The organism is Candidatus Ozemobacteraceae bacterium, from assembly GCA_035373905.1.
Taxonomy (GTDB): domain Bacteria; phylum Muiribacteriota; class Ozemobacteria; order Ozemobacterales; family Ozemobacteraceae; genus MWAR01.
Window position 1 is genome coordinate 82,458 of record DAOSOK010000004.1, and the last position, 18,035, is coordinate 100,492.

At 63.5% G+C, this 18,035-nt stretch carries 16 protein-coding genes; 13 read left to right on the forward strand and 3 right to left on the reverse strand.

The window, feature by feature from the left end; genetic code table 11:
- Positions 1–41 precede the first annotated feature (41 nt).
- Entirely contained in the window at positions 42–857 is an 816-nt protein-coding gene (locus tag PLU72_02820; GenBank protein HOT27094.1) for a hypothetical protein, read from the reverse strand.
- Positions 858–1,063: 206 nt separating this feature from the next.
- On the opposite strand from PLU72_02820, the gene PLU72_02825 reads away from it, so the two are divergent.
- The 11 genes from PLU72_02825 (at position 1,064) to PLU72_02875 (ending at position 13,556) form a co-directional block, all read left to right on the forward strand.
- Positions 1,064–2,134, forward strand: coding sequence for a hypothetical protein (locus PLU72_02825; GenBank protein ID HOT27095.1), 1,071 nt, complete (start codon positions 1,064–1,066; stop codon positions 2,132–2,134).
- Between the two features lie 314 nt (positions 2,135–2,448).
- A complete protein-coding gene (locus PLU72_02830) occupies positions 2,449–5,463 on the forward strand; it encodes an AMP-binding protein (GenBank protein ID HOT27096.1) in 3,015 nt (1,004 codons plus the stop codon).
- Positions 5,456–6,226: a formyltransferase family protein gene (locus PLU72_02835; GenBank protein ID HOT27097.1), complete on the forward strand. Its 771-nt coding sequence runs from the start codon at positions 5,456–5,458 to the stop codon at positions 6,224–6,226. Before PLU72_02830 ends, PLU72_02835 begins: the two co-directional genes overlap by 8 nt.
- A 17-nt stretch (positions 6,227–6,243) precedes the next feature.
- Positions 6,244–7,074 carry an alpha/beta hydrolase gene (locus tag PLU72_02840; GenBank protein HOT27098.1) on the forward strand — a complete coding sequence of 277 codons (831 nt, stop codon included), beginning with the start codon at positions 6,244–6,246 and terminating at the stop codon, positions 7,072–7,074.
- Between the two features lie 277 nt (positions 7,075–7,351).
- Entirely contained in the window at positions 7,352–8,230 is an 879-nt protein-coding gene (locus tag PLU72_02845; protein ID HOT27099.1) for a hypothetical protein, read from the forward strand.
- Positions 8,231–8,428: 198 nt separating this feature from the next.
- Positions 8,429–10,537 (forward strand): hypothetical protein, encoded by a 2,109-nt coding sequence (locus PLU72_02850; GenBank protein HOT27100.1) that lies wholly within the window; start codon positions 8,429–8,431, stop codon positions 10,535–10,537.
- The gene (locus PLU72_02855; GenBank protein HOT27101.1) at positions 10,515–10,952 is read left to right on the forward strand and encodes a prepilin-type N-terminal cleavage/methylation domain-containing protein; all 438 of its coding nucleotides are present in this window, start codon (positions 10,515–10,517) and stop codon (positions 10,950–10,952) included. The genes PLU72_02850 and PLU72_02855 overlap by 23 nt, the downstream gene beginning before the upstream one ends.
- A gap of 54 nt (positions 10,953–11,006) precedes the next feature.
- A complete protein-coding gene (locus PLU72_02860; protein ID HOT27102.1) occupies positions 11,007–11,765 on the forward strand; it encodes an OmpA family protein in 759 nt (252 codons plus the stop codon).
- 64 nt (positions 11,766–11,829) lie between these two features.
- A complete protein-coding gene (locus tag PLU72_02865) occupies positions 11,830–12,534 on the forward strand; it encodes an OmpA family protein (protein ID HOT27103.1) in 705 nt (234 codons plus the stop codon).
- Positions 12,535–12,544: 10 nt separating this feature from the next.
- The gene (locus tag PLU72_02870; GenBank protein HOT27104.1) at positions 12,545–13,018 is read left to right on the forward strand and encodes a prepilin-type N-terminal cleavage/methylation domain-containing protein; all 474 of its coding nucleotides are present in this window, start codon (positions 12,545–12,547) and stop codon (positions 13,016–13,018) included.
- Entirely contained in the window at positions 13,002–13,556 is a 555-nt protein-coding gene (locus tag PLU72_02875; protein ID HOT27105.1) for a hypothetical protein, read from the forward strand. Before PLU72_02870 ends, PLU72_02875 begins: the two co-directional genes overlap by 17 nt.
- A gap of 360 nt (positions 13,557–13,916) precedes the next feature.
- Here the strand turns inward: PLU72_02875 and PLU72_02880 are convergent, their stop codons facing one another.
- Positions 13,917–15,929, reverse strand: coding sequence for an acyl CoA:acetate/3-ketoacid CoA transferase (locus PLU72_02880; protein ID HOT27106.1), 2,013 nt, complete (start codon positions 15,927–15,929; stop codon positions 13,917–13,919).
- 75 nt (positions 15,930–16,004) lie between these two features.
- Positions 16,005–16,400 carry a VOC family protein gene (locus PLU72_02885; GenBank protein HOT27107.1) on the reverse strand — a complete coding sequence of 132 codons (396 nt, stop codon included), beginning with the start codon at positions 16,398–16,400 and terminating at the stop codon, positions 16,005–16,007.
- 286 nt (positions 16,401–16,686) lie between these two features.
- On the opposite strand from PLU72_02885, the gene PLU72_02890 reads away from it, so the two are divergent.
- Complete coding sequence (locus tag PLU72_02890) at positions 16,687–17,625, forward strand: hypothetical protein (protein ID HOT27108.1); 939 nt, start codon at positions 16,687–16,689, stop codon at positions 17,623–17,625.
- Positions 17,626–17,644: 19 nt separating this feature from the next.
- Complete coding sequence (locus PLU72_02895; protein ID HOT27109.1) at positions 17,645–18,031, forward strand: tryptophan-rich sensory protein; 387 nt, start codon at positions 17,645–17,647, stop codon at positions 18,029–18,031.
- Positions 18,032–18,035: the final 4 nt, after the last annotated feature.

Genomic DNA, 18,035 nt, shown 5'->3' on the forward strand with positions numbered 1-18,035 from the left:
ATGCGTTTCTCCCTGTTTCGCCTTGGAGCGTGATGTCGCCATCAGCCGCCCGGATTTTTCGGATAGATGGATTCGCTGTCCGGAAGGTCGGTCGGGTGGAGCTTGCGGGCCTCTTCGATCGCCTTCATGAATGTCGTCACGTCGACGTTTGTTCCCATTGCGAGATTGCCTTTGACCAGTTCCTCGCGCAGGCGGCCCGGGTCGACCTTCGCGAGCTGGGCGAACATCTCCGACGCCCTGGCGATATTGTCGGCCACCGGCCCGTAGACGTGCTTGAGCTTCTGCGCCGCGAGGGCGTAGTTTTTGAACGCCTTCACGAACTCGTCGATATTGCCGGCGCGCTTGTAAACCTCCATCAGACCGCCGTAGGCCTCGACTTCGAGAAACGCATTGTCACGCGCCTGGGAAACGGCATTCTTGTAGAATACCTCGGCCGCCTTGAGATCGCCTCGGTCGAGGCAGGCGTTGCCTTCGATCATGTCGGGGTTGTCGGCGACCTCCGACATGCTGACGCCTTCAGGGGACATGCCCTGCGGATACGCTTGACTGCGCGGGGCGGACTGGATTTTTTCCCAGGCCTTGTCGAGTTCTTTTTCGACATGGCTCTGCCCGCTTTCGATCTGGGCCATGACCCCTCCGCCACCGGCCGACGAGCCGCCGCCCGAGCCCGAAGGCCGGGTTTGCAGGATGTCGAAGGCCGATGCGCGACTCTCGAGCGTGTGCGACGAGAACGACTGCTCTTCCGTCGATTTCTCGATGGTGACGAGGATATACACCACCGGAATGAGCAGAAGGAGACAACCGGCGAGAAACCAGCGGATGTCGCTCAAATCGATTCTGTCGTAATACCTGCTCATCGTTTGATCCCTTTTTCACTATTATACTCGGTGTACCTGAGGAGTGGGCAGATTCAGATTTCAAGCCGGTTGCGCCGATAGAGAAGAGAAGACATGTGAAGTCGCATCGGAGAGTAAACGGAACACCCCACGCCCGGTGGGCGGCAATCGCGCTGCTCATCGGTATTTTGGCATGCGGTACATCCCTCTTCGGGCTTCCTGTGCCGATGCAACTGGCGCCCCCCTGCTCGCTCGAACGAACCGAGCGGAACGTCACCACCCCGTTCGGACCCTGGCGCGAACGGTCGGAACAACGAATTACCTACGGCCATTTCACGCCGTATCTCTCGAGCGAATTCCAGTTCCGGCACGCGATCTTCAAGCATGAGTGGGGCACCAGGACAGGCCGCGACTTCCTCACGCAGGCGTCGTTTTCCGGCAGAAACATGAACTCCCCCATGAGCTTCAAGGTGGGGCGCATCTGGAGCGGTAACGCCCTGTTCCGGCCGGTCGACGGCGGCTCCTGGACGTATCCGTGGGGCAGGCGGCTGAGTACGACCCTCGAAGCCGGCCGGCTCGCGACGCACGATCTCAAGGACGACACGAACAAGCCGGGATATTTCGAAGGCCGCCTCAACTACCGGTTCAACGAGCAGACGACGTTCGCGATCCTCTCGGAACAGGAATGGCACGACCGGTATAGCGCCGCGCAGCTGGGATACGTGATCGACGCGCTCCGGCTGATCGGGGAATACCGCTCGAGCGGAGCGACCGACACGTGGCGCATGGGCATGCAGTATTACGACGGGAAGTGCGTCGATCTGACCGCCGATTACCGGCTCAACTACAACGATGCCACCAACTCGGGGGTCGGCCGTGCGACCGCCGGGTTCGAATCGGGCCAGATGTATTTCGAAAGCTCGGTTGGAGGTCGATTCTTCTTCGAGAAGGAGAAAATTCCGGACAGCACGTTTTACGAGGGGAACGTCACCTGGGGAAACACGCGACTCGGCGAAAGCACCGCGGGGCTTGGTTACACGGTCGAGTCGGGGGTGGCTTCGGTGAGCCGCACGATTTCCGGCACGGTCGAGCGCGTCGTCACGAAACGCACCCGGATCGGCCTGACGCTCGCCGAAACCCGTTTCGATCAGGGCAAAACGAACGTGCAGAACATGGAAAGCCGGCTCCATCGGCGCGTCGACTGGGGATTTTACGAACTCAGGTTCGCGCTGATTTCCGGCGGCGCTGACTCGGATCTCGAAAAGGACATCGCTCTCAGAGCCGGCTACGAATTCTGATTCGCACGATGTGCCCTGATCTGACAAGTTCCTGTGCGCATTTCCAGCTTCCCGTCCCTGACGTATCTGCATCCTGACACGATGAAAGGTACCCGTTCGCCCTGAGATTGGCGAGAGGCAAGTGTTTCGACAGACTCCGAACGGGCGGCAACGCGGAGCTGGCTTTTGCAATGCAGAAATCAAATGAATATCGAACCTCCGCAGTTTCGTTCTGGCCTCGGAATGCTCGTTGATTCCTGTTGCCGGGGCATCTTCGTTCGCGTAGACTTGGATGCATACCGTTTTGACCAGCGATTCCCGCCAGGAGGTCCCCCTTGCTTTTCGAGAAGATCCTGAGGATTGAACAACTGCCGTTCGATGCCGGCCGCATTGCCGTTTCCTGCGATGTCGGCGAGGGCCGTTGGGTCGACATGACCTACGGGGAGCTCGTCGAGATCGTGGGCGAGGTGGGCCGCATTCTCGGCGAGAGCGGCGTCAGAAAGGGCGAGCGCATTCTCCTCGTCGGCGAGAATCACTACAAGTGGCTGCCGGTGTTCCTCGGCATCACGGGATACGGCGCCGTCGCCGTGCCGGTCGACGGGATGCTCGCGGACAAGCGCCTGCTCGGCATCATCGAGAACTGCAACCCCCGGGTCATCATCACGTCGAAAAAGTTCCAGGACAAGACGGCCGCCCTGGTCGATCAGCTCGGTGCAACATGTGGTGTCGTCAATTTCCACTTCGACCTGGTGCGGGTTCATGGCGAAAAGGAAACGGCACGCCTCGCTCCGGCGACGATCGAGCCTGAAGACACCGCCGCGATCATCTACACGTCGGGAACAACCGGCCGTCCGAAGGGAACGATCCTGAGCCATCGTGCTCTCGTCGCGGCCGCAGCGATGGGTCTGTCTCTCGGAAATTATCGGCAGACCGACGTGATGCTGGCTCTTCTTCCGTTCACGCACGTGTACGGCCTCGTGAACACCGGCCTCTGCCCGCTGATGGTCGGGTCGAAGATCGTCATGACGGCTTCCTACAATCCGATCGAGATCCTGCAGGCGATCGTGCGGTTCCGCGTCAGTTTCCTGCTCGTCGTTCCGCGTCTCGCTGAAATCTTCGTGATGGCGCTCCGGCAGATGGCCCAGCCCATGCCGATCCCGAGCATGACGATGATCATCGGCGGCGCCTCGGTCGCGCCGAAGGTCATCGAAGCGCTCCGGGCGTGCGGCGTCAGGGCGTTCCAGGGCTACGGCATGACCGAGACGTCGGGCGGCATCGTCGCGTCGATGGATGGTCCGGTCAGTTCCGTCGGAAGGGCGCCCGAGGGCGTCGAGTTCAAGCTCGAGAATGCGAAGAACGGCGTCGGCGAGCTGCTGGTTTCCTCGCCGACCCTGTGCAGCGGCATCTTCGGCAGCGCCGAGGACACGAACGCGCTGTTTTCGGGAGCGTTTCTGCGGACCGGCGACCTGTGTGAGATAGATAGCGATGGCTATATATACGTGCGCGGCAGGGAAAAGGACGTCATCATCCCGCCCGGCGGCGTGAACGTCTACCCCGACGAACTCGAAATGCGGCTCGGGGCGCTGCCCTTCGCCGAGGAATACGCCGCGCTGGGCTTTTCCGAAAACGGAAGCGAGTATCCGGCGCTGGTCGTCAAGCCGTCGAAGGCGATCCTGCAGACGAAACCGCCGGCTGAAGCCGCCGCCTTCATCGAAGAGGAGATCCGACGCATCACCGCCGACTGGCCGGAATGGGAGCGGTTCCGCAGGATTCACGTCGTTTCCGCGCCGCTGCCCCGCTCCGCGAGCCAGAAGGTGCAGCGGAACCGGCTTCTCGAAACCCTGGGGGGCGGCGCGGCTCCTGCCGCAGCGGAGCAGCCTCGGAAGAAGGCGCCCGTTTCGTGCGGCGTCGAAGCTGACCGGCAGTTCGAGATTTTCCGGAAAATCACGGGTCGGTTTCTCAACGTCGCACCCGAGGCCATCACACGCGGGAAGCGGTTTGCGGAGTTCCTGCAGCTCGATTCGCTCGGCATGGTGGCGCTCGTTTCGCAACTCTGCGAAGAGTTCCGGATCCCGATGCGCGAGCTCCAGATCGAGACGGTGCAGGATTTCGGCGGACTGTTCGACCTGCTGATCGCCGGCGGCGGCGTCGCGGCCGGAGAAGCGGTGTTCGACGAGGCCGAGCTCGAAGGACGTCTGCCGCCGCTTCTCGATTACAGCCCCGACGCCGTGAAGGCGCGCCAGCGGTTCCTGCAGAAGCGCACGGGGGCGAACGTGAAGTGCATTCCGCGCCCCGAGGACGCGCGCTTCCTGAGCGGTAACGTCGAGGGCTTCATCGGCTTCGGCGAGATTCCGCTGGGGCTGATCGGCCCCCTCAAAGTGGCGGGCGATCACGCCCGCGGCGATTTCTACATCCCGCTGGCGACGACCGAGGGCGCGCTCGTCTCGTCCGTCGCGCGCGGGGCGCAGGTCATCACCCTCTCGGGCGGCGCGCGCGTCAAGGTCATCGCCGACAGCCTCGTCCGGGCGCCGATCTTCGTCTTCGAGACGCTGTTCGACATGATGTCCTTCAACCAGTGGATCGAGAACCATTACGACGATCTGAAGGCCGCGGCCGAGTCGACCACGCGGCACGGCCGGCTGGAAGCGATCGAGCCGTTCCCGATGGGGTCGACCCTCTGCCTTCGGTTCGTGTATTCGACGGGCGACGCGTCGGGCCAGAACATGACCACGATCGCGACCCACGCGGCCATCAAATGGATCGCCGCCCATTACCGGGGGCCGATGACCGACTGGTTCCTCGAGTCGAATCTGTCGGGCGACAAGAAGATCAACGGCGTCAACTTCACGCGCAATCGCGGGAAGCGCGTGATCGCCGAGGCCGAGATTCCCCTGGCGATCGTCGAGAAGCATCTCCATACCTCGGCCGATCGCATGGTGCGGCTGGGCCAGCTCTCGATGATGACCTCGCTGCACGCCCACGCGTTCGGCTCCCAGGCGCACTACGCGAACATCCTGGCCGCTATGTTCATCGCGGCCGGCCAGGACCCCGCCTGCGTGGCCGAGTCGGCGACAGGCGTCACGAGCCTCGAACTGCGCCGCGACCGGCTTGCCGTCTCGGTCACGCTGCCGGGCCTGATGGTCGGCACCGTCGGCGGCGGCACGCGGCTTCCGACCCAGCAGGCCTGCCTGCAGATCCTCGAATGCGACGGCCCGCGCCGCGCGCGCAAGCTCGCCGAGATCGTGGCGGCCGCGGTGCTGGCCGGCGAGATCTCGCTGATCGCGGCGATGGCCGCCGACGAGTTCGCCGGCGCCCATGCCCGGTACGGGCGGAGCGGCGGCCATGGCTGAGCCCATGCGGGTGGTGTTCGTCACCTCGGATGTCACCTACGTCCGGGACAACTACCATTCCCTCGTCCGGCGCGTCTGCGACAGGAACGCTCTGCCCGAAGGCGTCGAGCCGGTCGGCCTGGTGCTGCTGCACGTCAGCAGGGCCGTGCTCCTGAAGAACATCCTCGGGCTGCCGCTCGTCGGGGCGCCGCAGTTCGCCTTCACGCTCGCCCGCAACCTGATGCGGGCCTCCCTGCGGGACCCCCGCCCCGAGGCCGCCGAACGGGCGGGCGTTCCCGTTTTCCGGTGCGACAGCGTGAACCGGCCCGAAGCGGTGGAGTGGCTTCGCGGTCGCCGGCCAGACCTGATCGTGAACATGCGTACTAGAAATATATATAAAGATATCGTTCTTGGCCTGCCGACGATCGGGTGCATAAATATACATCACGGTATACTTCCCGAAAACCGCGGGACGATGTGCGATCTGTGGGCCTGGGCCGAGGGACGCCCCGTCGGCTTCACCATCCACTGGATGAACGCGAAAATCGACGACGGCGACATCCTCGTCCGGCGCGAGGTCGATGTGAAGGGGTTGCGCTGCTACCTCGACATTCCCCAGGCCTCGAGCCGGGTCGAGGCGCAGGCGCTGCTCGACGTGCTCGGCAGGATCCGGCGCGAAGGACGGTGGGTCGGCATACCCAACCGCACCGACGCCGTCGATTACAGGCGGAATCCAACGCCGGCGCAGATCGGCATGCTTCGACGGAAGGGATTGAGCCTCTGACGGAAGGGGAGGGCAACATGGGTGTTTTCAGCGAGGGAAGCATCAGGCTTCCGGGGCGGGAGGTTCTCGCGTTCGGCGAATGCGGAAAAGGCACGCCGGTACTGATGCTTCACGGGAATCCCGGCGACCGGGACGACTGGGCCGGGCCGGCGAAACTTCTCGCCGAGCGCGGGTTCCGGTGCCTGGCCGTCGACCGGCCGGGGCACGGCCTGAGCAGCCCCCTGCCCGCCGAGCCTGGCCAGGCAGCCGACGCCTGTGCGGCGCTTCTCCGTTCGAACGCGGGCGGCAAGGCGATCGTCGCGGGGTACTCGATGGGGGCGCACGTTGCACTCGATCTCGCGCAGCGGCATCGGGACCTCGTTTCCGGGGTTTGTCTTGTCGCACCCTATCTGATGCCGCGCGACGAGAACGAGCAGCCGTCCGGCCTCCCGGGACTGCTTGACATCCCTCTGCTGAGAGCGGTCCTCGGGTTGCTCCTTCCCATGCTTGGCGGAGGGAAAATCCGCCGGCACCTCGAAACGACGTTCAAACCGGCTGCCGCCGATCCGGCTCTCGTGGACGAGCTTGCCGGCAGATTCTCCACGTTCGCTTCGCTCGAGGCGACGCTCAGGGATAAAAATCTGTTTCTCGATACATACAAAAAGGTTCTGGAAGGCACGGCGACGCTCACCTGCCCCGTGCTGATGATCACCGGCGCGGAAGATGCCGTTTCGGGAACCGCCAGCGCCGAAGCGATCAGAAAGGCGATTCCGGGCGTTCTTTCCACGGTCGTCGACGGCGGTGGCCACGCCCTCCCCTGGACCCACGCGTCGCTCGTCGCCGACCGCATCTCCGGACGATCGGCGTGATGGCTGGCGCTCAACGATTCGTGCGATTGTGAAAACTTTATGAAACTCTCGAGGTAATATCTGGGAAGATCGCCAGAAGCAGGTCTTTGTGAATCCCGCAAAGGGGAAACCCTCCGTTCGCCCTGAGCCTGTCGAAGGGCGAGAGCCTCTCGTGCTTCGACAGGCTCGGCACGAACGGGAACGACACATTGGCTATTGTACTGGTATGCAGGAACCAATACCGGGCAGCGTCTGGAAATTCATGGGCCTTGAAAACGATGAAAGGATGGATGAAAACATGATCGAATTGAGAGGGATGTCGGGAATACGGTCGTGGCGGAAGTTTCAACTCTCGACTGCGATCGTTTGTCTTGCGTTGACCCTGTCCGTGGTATTCATGCCGGGATGTGGCAAGGAGGCTCCGCCGGCTTCAACCCCGCAGGCGGGCGTCGCCGCCCCTGCCGCGTCGCAGGCTCTCGCTTCCGCGCCCGTGCCGGCTCCGGTCGCCGTGGCTTGGGCAGCCGTTTCCGGCCAGGGCGGGGCGATCGGTCTGCCCGACGGTTCGAAACGGCAGATCACCGCCGAGGCGACGATCGTTCCCTCCGGCGGCATCGTCGAACTCACCGACGCTTCGTCCGCCGTTCGGCTTGCCTACGACGGCGGCGGCACGATCGACGTGACGGGCAAAGGCGTCATCCAGAGCCGTTCCGACGGGTTCGAGACGAAGAATGCCGCGTTCACCGCCGCTTTCAAACGCGGCAGGAAAGGCTTCTCGGTGCGCGTTCCGGGCGCGGTGCTCGGCGTCCGGGGAACGACGATCGGTTTCAACCTGAATGACGGCATCGGCTCCGTCACCCTGGTCGAAGGCCAGGTCGCCGTCCAGCCCGAGCAGCAGGGCATGGCCGAGTTCGAGTGGCGGGTGGGCCAGACGCTCGCCCTGGCCGCCGGAAAGATCGACAAGGTCATTCCCGCGAAGGAAGAAGCAACGCCTGTCGTCGAACCCGACACACAGCCTCAGCCTGACAAGCCTGCCGATAAGCCTGCCGACAAGCCGAAGCCCGAAACCGGCAAGCAGACGACGGAGCCGAAGAGCCCCTTCGAAAACAAGCCCGAATCCGTCTTCCAGCAGCCCGACACGATGACCGGCGACGGCGGCGACGGCTTCGGCGGCAACTGACAAAAGAAGACTTCGTCGCGGGAACGCCGAGATATCTTTTCTTGATTCTGTCTCGTCTTTGGGTTGTCTCTGCGTTTCTGCGCCTCCGCGGATGAATCACTGCGGCGCAGGCGTGATACATTCCCGGTATCGCCGTGGTATCATGAGGGGGGACCGGCTCTTCTTCTGCCGGTCCCTCGCAAATTTGACGGAGATTCGATGCCAGAACCGATGACCGGCCCCACGTGGAATACGCAGCGACCGGCGGCCCTCGCCGCGCGTCGCGGCTTTCTCCTGCCGGCCATCGTTCTCATCGCGCTCGTACTAGCCCTGATGTTCGGCGCCCTCAGCTACATGACGAGAGGCCAGGTGCATAGTGCCGCATATTTTATCGACGCCAGTCGGGCGCTCGGGCTTGCCGAAGCGGGGGCGGGGTGGGCGATCGCCGCCCTTGCCAGCGGATCGTACACCGAGTCGCCGCCGTTCGTCCGTCGCGCTTTCTACGACGCCATGTTCAGCGATGGCGGAACCGACTACGAGGGCGACGTCGAGCCGTGCGACGAGTTGAAGCAGTATATCAACAAACTGGGCGGCGATCTGTCGCTTCGGGTGCGGCTTTCCCGGTGGCAGCCGCTCGTCGCGGGAGCGCCGGGCTTCAAGAACGATCCGGTCGAGAAGATGGGCCGCATCGACGTGGAGGCCGTCGCCGAGGTGGGAAACGCCCGCCGGAAGGTCCGCATGAGCCGCGGGGTCAAGGTGTATCTCGCGGTGCATCCGGTGATCGGGAAGTTCACCTGCTTCATCCGGAAGAAGCCCGCTTCCGACGATCTGGTGAACGCCCTCGAACGCACGACGAACGGCGCCGGCTTCACGAACGGCACCCCGCTGGTGCTGAACAATCGCGGCGCCGGCAACGGATTCAACGTGGTGACTCCGGCTCTCGACCTTGGTGCTCTTCCGGACCTCAACGAACTGTCCAAATCATCCGGGTGGGTGTTCCTCAATTCCGACACCGCTCCTTGGACGCTGAACCTCGCAGGTTCCGCCAATGACACCGATTACGACGACCGGTCGATGCTCCGGTTCGGGGCCTACAGCAACGATGCTCTGCTGACGGCGGTCAACACCCCCCCGCAGGCCGGCGGGACGACGGTGACGCAGGTCAACGAGAAGTTCCAGGGCCTGAAACGCGATTACACGATCAGCAAGGGCGGCTCCGTCGTCGTCGCATCCGACTTCCTGAGCGTTCGGCATCTGTTCCCGTCCCTGCCCAAGGCCAGCATCATCCGGCCGTTCGGTACGAACGGCGACCTGTCGCCGACCCTGCTGTTCGGGCCCGTTCTCAGGCGGTATCTTCGGGTGCGGTCGGTGGATTGCAAGATCAACATTTCCGGAGTGGACAAGACGTTCAAGGAAGTCGGCGTTCCCGGTTTCCCCGACGAGTCGAGCTTCAAGCAGGCCTTCCTTCACCCCCCGACCTCGCCGCGGGACTACGCCGACGATTTTGTTCTATACGCACAATTATGGAACATGATCGCCGACGCGCCGGGTCTCGCCGCCGGCTGGAACAAGTGGCGGAGTTCCCAGACGACGCTGGTGTCGGAGCCGTTCATCGAGGGGCTGAACTATCTGGCTGTCGCCGAACGGGAAACCGGGACGGTGCAAAACCCCGTGTCGAAGGCATACACCGACCCGCCACCCGACGTCGTCACCGGCCTCGACCTCTGGGCGGGAGGGTCGGAAGGGCTTCGAAAGGCGGAAGGCATCTTCGGCGCTTCCGGAAAACCCCTGTTCGAAGGGGGGCTGGGCGAGATCGAGGGGATACGGGAATTCGGACCGAAGATCACCGCCATGTATGCCGCGCCGAAGGCGTATCTCGACAGGCATCTCGACCAGTCCGGCAACATTGCGGTGGCCGGGGTCGTGTATCTCGGGCCTGAAGACCTGCTCATCGACAGGAAGTGGAACGTGACGGCAGGCGGCGTGCTCGTCGTCGGCGGAAACATCGACATTCGGGCCGGCATCCGGTCCGCAGAGCCCCTGACGCTGGTCAGCACTGAAAATATAACGATAGATACATCCGAGCCGGTCGAAGCGCAGTTGATCTGCCTGCGCGGAAAATTCACGCCCCGTAACGCCTTCACGATCAGAGGCGGCGTCGCGGCGGGAGAGATCGATCTGACCAATATGGTCAACTCTCAGAAGAAGCAGATCAACTGGGACTCCAGGTTCGATCCGTACGCCGTTTCCTCGGCCATGTCGGTCGGCTCCCCCTATCGGTACAGGGTGTCCGAAGAGGAGGAATATGTCGTCGAACCCGGCAAGTAACCGCATTCCAGACATCCGCACGCCGATCCCGAAGGGGGGGCGTGGTTTCACGATGATCGAACTCGTGGTCGTGGTGCTGGTTCTGACGTTGGTCGCCGGGGCGTATTTCTACGTCTGGCGCCAGCAGGGGCGTCTCTCGGCGAGCGACCAGGATGTCGCCGCGTATTACATGGCGGCGGCATCGTTCATGGACGTGTTCTACAGCGACACCAGAATGGCCCGCAGGATCGAGCCGACAACGGACGGCTGCATCATGGAAGTCATGACGTCCGGCGGCCTCCAGCAGGTGACGTACACCCTGCGAGACAACGGCATCGAGCGACTCATGAGCGGCAAGACGAAAGTGTACACGTTCGGGAAGCCGTTGCGCGAAAATGCGAAGGTGCTCTTCCGTGTCCGGGAATTGGCTCCCTGACCGTGCGTGAAAGCGAGATTGGCCCGTGAACCATCCAACAAGGAGGTCGTTGCCGTGAATCGGTCTTTCGACAATGTCGTGTTCCGAGGCGCGTGTGCCCTTGCCCTGGCGTTCTGGCTGGCTGGCGCCGCGCTGGCGGTCGCCGCAGAGCCGAAGCCGCGGTATGGCGTCACCTTCGGACAGGAAGGGAACGAAGTCGAGATGCAGGTCGTTCCCGCCCGCCTGGGGGTCGCCTCGAACGCGATGCCGGCCCCGGCCGACCCGTCGGTGCAGGGCATCGTCGCTGCCCCTTCGAAACGGCCGACGGCGCCCCTTTCCACGAGCGCTCCGGCAACTCCCGTCGAATTGAAATCCGAGTCGGTTGCGGACTACAAGGAGGACGGATTCGACGTCAGCGTCGATGATGTGGCGGGCGAGGCCGTCGCGAATGACCTGGACGCCTCCGGCAAACTTTCACTCGCGATCCTGTTCAACAACGATTCCCATGAGGTCGACCTGTCGGATGCGAAGACGATGAAAACCCTCAACAGCATCCTGAAGATGATGAAATGCCGGGCGACCCTCAAGATTCTCATCGAGGGATATGTCGATTATACGGGCACCATGGAATGGCATGCGCTGGGCAAGGCGCCCGACTTTGGCCAGGCCACATCGGAAGCCCGTGCCTATGCCGTGAAAAAATGGCTTGTCGACAACGGAATCTCCTCGCTCAGAATATCCTGCGTCGGAAAAGGGATGCGAGGCGCAGAGGGCGATTCCGAGGCGCAGCAGAAGCTGAACCGGCGCGTCGATATCGTGAAACTGTCCGAATGAGTCCTCAGGCGCGGAACGGCGGATCCGTCGCCGGGTGGCATACGGGAGGGAAAGGATGCGGAAGATGGCTGATGACGTGTGGTGCCGGACGGCGTTCGTCTCGCTCGGCACGGCCGTGTTCATGATCGTTGCCGCCTCTGCCGGCGCCCAGCCCCACCGATATGGGGTTGTGTTCGGCCAGCAGGGAAACGAGGTCGAGATGCAGGTGGTGCCGGCCCGCTCCGGGATCGCCACGAGCCCCATGCCGTATCCGGGGGACACTGCCGTGACGGCGATCGTCGGCGCCCCCGTGAAACGACCGACCGGCGCCCTCCCTCCGAAACCCGCTGAAATGCCGGTTCCCCTCAAATCCCAGTCGGTGTCGGAATACAAGGAGGACGGGTTCGACGTCAGCATCGACGGGGTCTCCGGAGAAGCGTTCGCGCAGAAGCTCGACGCGGCGGGAAAGGTGTCCGTCGACATCCTGTTCGATTTCGATCAGGCGACGATCAAGGCCGAATCCGTTCCGGCGCTCAACGCGATTCGCTGCATGCTGAAAAACAACCCGGAGCAGAGAATCCGGGTTGAAGGGTATACGGACTACCGGGGTCCGGTCGATTACAATTTCGAACTGTCCGTGCAGCGGGCGTATGCCGTCAAGCGGTGGCTCGTCGAGCGAGGCATCGAATCGACCCGGATCGATTACGTGGGAAAGGGACAGCGCGGCGAGGCCGGCGACTCCGAGGCCCAGCAGGCCCTGAACAGACGCGTCGACATCGTTAAACTGTAGTGTGTATAACGTGAAATATATAATATTCGAAGACAGCTATTGCCGAAGGGGACGAAACGGCCGGGGCATCCGCGGCCGCGGCTTCACGCTCGTGGAGCTCGTCGTCGCGATGATCGTGCTGGCGGTGCTGCTGCTGCCCCTCGTCAGGCACTTCGTCAGCACGCGACGCGTCTCGATCGCGGCGCGCGACGCCGTCGTGGCGAACTCGCAGCTCCTCTCCTGCCTCGCCGACTTCCAGGCGATGAGGTTCGATGAGATTGCGAACGCCACGAACGCGACGTTCACGAGGGTGTTCCAGCGCTGGGACGGCGACCGGACGGTCGGCAGCGTGACGTATCACATGTCGGTCAACGTGAGCGCCGGGGCCGACCCGCGTTACAGGCTCATCGACGTCGAGACGCAGTTTCGCATGCCCGGGGCTCCCGCCAATGCGCCGAAACGCAAGATGAGCATCAAGGGGTTCGCCTATGCGCCGCCGAACTGAACCCCGTTCCAGGGGCGGCTTCACCATGACCGAACTCCTGGCCTACATCTTCGGAGCGGCGATCCTGCTGACCCTCGTCATGGGAATCTTCTCGAAACTCGGCCGCCAGAGCCATACGGGATCGCAGCAAGCGCACGTCCAGACCGTCTTCCTGGCGCTCGGAAACCGGCTCGAGAAAGACCTCGCCGGTTGTCTCGACTGGCGCACAGACTTTCACCTCGGCGGCGAAATGTCGCTGATCGTCGTCCGGCCCGAGGGAACGATAACGTATGATACATATCCGTCCCGAAGCGAGGTCGAGCGCGGGTCGAAAGCCGGGACCGAGGTATTCCGGTTCTGGACCGGCGCGCCGATGAAATGCGAGACGCTCGAACTGAACAGCGGCGCGAAGAAGAACAAGTCCGTCAAAATGGGCATCAGCATGCCGGGGTCGCCTCCCATCGTGATCGAACGGTCCCTGCCCATCCATCCTTCGACGACGAAGACGGGAAACGCCGAGACCGCCGAAGGCTTTTTCCCCGTCGCCAGCATGCCGTAACGGGCCGGGCACTTCCGTTCGCCCTGAGCCTGCCGAAGGGGGCGAGATTCCGTTCGTGGTTCGACGGGCTCACCACGAACGGGATCGGGGACTGAACGCCCAGAACGTATTACTGCTCGTCTCATATGTTAGACGACGGGTATCATGAGTGAAATGAGTGCGTCCGGACCGACATGATACATCCGTTCGCCCTGAGCTTGTCGAAGGGCGAGAGCATTCGTGCTTCGACAGGCTCAGCGCGAACGGTACCGAAAGTGCATGTGGTTGTCGTGTTCCTTTTGAGACAAGGAGGAGAATGTATATATACGATGACCGGCCCCGGGAGATGCTTTCGGGGCCGGTCGTGTCATCCGGATTCCGTCAGGAGCCCTTGATGTGCGTGAGGGCCCGTTCGGCCTCCTCGCGGCTCTCGTAGATGTAGGGCGAAACGCCCCGCTCGCTCAGCGCCTCGCCGAGTTTCACCCGCAGGAAGGCGCTGGTCGTGTATCGCGTGACGCCGCTGTAATACGTCTTGACGAGCCGCTCGACCATGGACGTGTAGCTGTCCACGAGATCGGGCGAGATCGTGAAATGGTCGTAGTTGACGATCGCGCCGACCTTTTTGCCGAGCGGCTTGATGAGCGCGGCCACAGCCTCCTCGATCTGGGTGATCTGCGTTTCGGACTTGATGTTGTAGCCCTCGAAGTTCACGAACAGCACGCCCTGCTGCGCGTTCAGCGTCAGGCGGGCCGAGAGCGGCACGGTGAGCAGCGCGTCGCGAAGGCCCATCGGGCCGTCCTGGAAGATGCGCGGATCCATCAGCTTCGGCGGGCTCTTGATGACGGGCTGGAACTCCATCTGGGCGAGGATGTCGCGCTCGAGATCGATGCCCGGTGCGATCTCGACCAGCTCCATGCCTTCGGGGGTGAGGCGGAACACGGCGCGCTCGGTGATGTACAACACCGGCTGCTGGCGCAGCACGGCGTGTTTTCCGCTGAACGTGACGTGCTCGACGTGCTGGATGAACTTCTTCGCCTTGCCTTCGCTCTTCACGGTCAGCTTGCCGTCGACGATTCCGAGCTCGAGCTTGCCCGCGGTGAACGTTCCGACGAAGACGACCTTCTTTGCATTCTGACTGATATTGATGAAGCCGCCGGCGCCGGCGAGGCGCGGGCCGAACTTGCTGACGTTCAGGTTGCCCTCTCGGTCGGTCTGGGCGAGGCCCAGGAACGCCACGTCGAGGCCGCCCCCGTCGTAGAAGTCGAACTGATACGGCTGGTCGATGATCGCCTGCGTGTTCGTGCCGGCGCCGAAATCGAGGCCAGATGCGGGAACGCCGCCGACGACGCCGGGTTCGGCCGTCATGGTCAGGAACTCGACGATCTTCTCCTCGTTCGCGACCGCGGCCACGCCTTCCGGCATGCCGATGCCGAGGTTGACGACGCTGTTGGGCTCGAGCTCGAACGCGGCGCGCCGGGCGATGATCTTGCGGTCGCAGAGCGGCATCGGCGGCAGCGAACCCATCGGGACGCGCAGTTCCCCGGAGTAGGCCGGGTTGTACGGCGTGGCGAACGTCTGGGCGTGGTTCTCCGGCCGGCCGATCACGATGCAGTCGACGAGGATGCCGGGAATCTTGACCTGGCGAGGGTTGAGCGTGCCGCTGTCGGCGATCCGCTCGACTTGCACGATGACGAAGCCGCCCGAATTCTTCGCCGCCATTGCGATGGAAAGCGCCTCGAGCGTCAGGGCTTCCCGCTCCATCGTGACGTTGCCTTCGGGGTCGGCCGTTGTGCCGCGCAGCAGGGCGACGTTGACCGGAAACGTGCGATACGCGAGATACTCGCGGTCGTCGAACGTCATCACCTCGACCAGCTCTTCCTTCGTGCAGGCGTTGATCCGGCCGCCGCCGAGCCGCGGGTCGACGAAGGTGCCGAGCCCGACGGAGGTGATGGTGCGCGGCTTGTGGGCCGCGATGTCTCGATACATGTGGGAAATGACGCCCTGGGGGAGGTTGTACGCCTCGATCTTGTTCTCGAGCGCCAGCTTCTGGAGTTTCGGCACGAGGCCCCAGTGGCCTCCGACGACGCGCTTCACCAGGCCCTCATGGCCGAGATGGTTCAGGCCGCGCTCGGCGCCGTCGCCCTGGCCGGCGGCATACATCAGGGTGAGACCGCGGGGCGCCGCCGTGTCGCGGAACCGCGCCTCGAGCGCGATGGCCAGTTCCTCGGGAAAGCCGATGCCCACGAAACCGCCGGTGACGAGCGTGTCGCCGTCGCGGATGATCGAGACGGCTTCGGCCGCCGACACGATCTTGCTGCGCGGAACGCTCGTGCCCGTCGGGGCCTGCAGGGCCGGGAAAATGGGATGGGGTTCTTTGTGCGAGCTCTCACTCATCATTCGATTCCTGTGTTCGTGAAATAATGCGCTCTCGGGAGCGCCGGTAGCCGTGGGTGAACGGGGGCGCCGGGTCTACGTCCGGCCGGTCGGGCGCGCGAAGGCCAGGACGTGGCCGTCCGGGTCGAGGCTGTAGGCGGCCGTATGCCCCCAGTCGCGCGGCTCGGGAGGACTGAGTTCGACGGCTCCCGCGCCGATGGCGCGCTGATGGGCGCCGGCCGGATCGTCGACCAGCAGATACAGCTCGGCCCGCGGGGCGCCAGCTGCCCAGGAGGGATCGGCGAGGGCGGGACCGAGCAGTTTCTTTATCCCGCGTTCGGGCATCAGGCCAAGCACGGCGCCGCCGGGAAGCCCGAACTCGGTCATGCCCGGGACGTCCAGACGCGGCTCGAAGCCCAGGGCGGTGCGATAGAACGCGGCGGCCCTCTTCTGGTCGGCGACATAGAGAATGAAATGGGCTGTCCGGATCATGTCCTGCTCCTCTCGCGGTTTCGGTCCTTCTCAGACGATCATATCACACCCTGCCAGCCCTTCGTCATTCTCATCCGCTTCGGGAAACGGACGAACGTTGTTTCCGTGGGGCCGGCATGATAGCCTGAACTGGTACTGTACCTGATCTCAGCCAGCAACACCGGAGGGAGAGAGGCACCTTGACGGAATACGCAAAGCGGCACGACACATCGATCGGGTTCTTCGACGGCGGTGGCGTTCGCGACAACGTCCTTCGCGGGGCGCTGATGAAAGGCCCGGTGGCGCAATGACGGCGTTCATCCGGCGCTGGTGGCAGTTCCTTCGGGAGCGGCACGACCCGTTCGGCATCACGCTCACCGTCGCGGCCTTCTACGGCGCGAACGTGATGATGGGCCGTCCATCGGATCCCGGCTTCGCCTGGAACCCGGCTCGGCTCGCCGCGGGATTTGCGGTCGTCTGGCTGGTGTTTCTCCACATGCGGTTGTTCGACGAGGTGAAGGATTACGCCGTCGATCGCGAACACAACCCCGAACGCCCCCTCGCGCGAGGCCTGATTGAGCTCGGCGAGTTCGGCACGGTGACCCTTCTGGTGATTCTCGTCGAACTTTCTATAGCGGCAAATATGGGCTGGTCTTCGTTCACGACGATGGTCATGACCTTGTGCTTCACCCTGATGATGCGCATGGAATTCTTCGTCGGCGACTGGATGCGGCCGAAGCTCGAGATCTACGCGATCACGCACACGTTCTCGGCGACCATGCTCGGCTTTCTCTCGTTCTCGATGGCGACCGGCCGCCCGCTCGTGGCATGCGGCGAGGGCTTCGCCCTCTTCGCCCTCGGCAACTGGTTCGTCTTCAACGTGTTCGAGTTCGGACGCAAGACGTTCGGTCGTGAAGAGGAGCGCGACGGCGTCGACTCCTACTCCCTGCGCCTGAAACCGGCCGGGGCCGTCGTCCTGCTCGTCGTGAACATGCTGATCGGGTACGGCCTGCTGGCCGCGGCCTCGTCATTCATCTTCCCGGCCTGGCCGAAGATGCTGCTCGGCGGCGCGGGGGCGCTCGTCCTCCTCGTCATCCTCGCCGGCATCCGATACGCGGCGTCGCCGACGGCGACCGGGGCGAAGCTGTACCGCGGCATCGTGACCCTCTATCTGCTCGGCTACCACATCGCCATCCTCGCGGGCGTCATCCGCGCCTGGGCGCCCCCCGGCCCCTGCGGCATGTGAAGATGAGAGGCCAATCCGCATGAATGCCTGGTATGCGACGCTGAATCGGCCTCCGCTCACCCCGCCGAACTGGGTGTTCGGCCCCGTCTGGACCGTCCTGTATCTGATGATCGCCGCGTCGCTGTTTCTGTTCTATCGCAACGCGAAGGAACCTGTGCCGATGCGGATCAACGTATTGATAGGCACCCATATTGCAACGAATCTCGCCTGGACGCCGCTGTTTTTCGGGAGGCAGAATCCCGCGGCGGCCCTGGTCGATATACTTGTCCTCGTCGCCACGCTGGTAGCCTTGATCGCCCATTTCCGCCGAAAACACCCGGTCTCGGCGCTCCTGCTGATTCCCTACCTCCTCTGGGTGACCTTCGCGACCTACCTCAACACCGGTTTCTACCTGCTCAACAGATAAGGAG

What these genes read in the sequence shown, in the direction of transcription:
- PLU72_02855 (HOT27101.1), top strand. Translation starts at nt 10,515, where the DNA reads ATGTCGTCGAACCCGGCAAGTAACCGCATTCCAGACATCCGCACGCCG.
- PLU72_02865 (HOT27103.1), top strand. Translation starts at nt 11,830, where the DNA reads ATGGCTGATGACGTGTGGTGCCGGACGGCGTTCGTCTCGCTCGGCACG.
- PLU72_02825 (HOT27095.1), top strand. Translation starts at nt 1,064, where the DNA reads ATGCAACTGGCGCCCCCCTGCTCGCTCGAACGAACCGAGCGGAACGTC.
- PLU72_02850 (HOT27100.1), top strand. Translation starts at nt 8,429, where the DNA reads ATGCCAGAACCGATGACCGGCCCCACGTGGAATACGCAGCGACCGGCG.
- PLU72_02835 (HOT27097.1), top strand. Translation starts at nt 5,456, where the DNA reads ATGGCTGAGCCCATGCGGGTGGTGTTCGTCACCTCGGATGTCACCTAC.
- PLU72_02840 (HOT27098.1), top strand. Translation starts at nt 6,244, where the DNA reads ATGGGTGTTTTCAGCGAGGGAAGCATCAGGCTTCCGGGGCGGGAGGTT.
- PLU72_02820 (HOT27094.1), bottom strand. Translation starts at nt 857, where the DNA reads ATGAGCAGGTATTACGACAGAATCGATTTGAGCGACATCCGCTGGTTT.
- PLU72_02895 (HOT27109.1), top strand. Translation starts at nt 17,645, where the DNA reads ATGAATGCCTGGTATGCGACGCTGAATCGGCCTCCGCTCACCCCGCCG.
- PLU72_02885 (HOT27107.1), bottom strand. Translation starts at nt 16,400, where the DNA reads ATGATCCGGACAGCCCATTTCATTCTCTATGTCGCCGACCAGAAGAGG.
- PLU72_02890 (HOT27108.1), top strand. Translation starts at nt 16,687, where the DNA reads ATGACGGCGTTCATCCGGCGCTGGTGGCAGTTCCTTCGGGAGCGGCAC.
- PLU72_02880 (HOT27106.1), bottom strand. Translation starts at nt 15,929, where the DNA reads ATGAGTGAGAGCTCGCACAAAGAACCCCATCCCATTTTCCCGGCCCTG.
- PLU72_02875 (HOT27105.1), top strand. Translation starts at nt 13,002, where the DNA reads ATGCGCCGCCGAACTGAACCCCGTTCCAGGGGCGGCTTCACCATGACC.
- PLU72_02845 (HOT27099.1), top strand. Translation starts at nt 7,352, where the DNA reads ATGATCGAATTGAGAGGGATGTCGGGAATACGGTCGTGGCGGAAGTTT.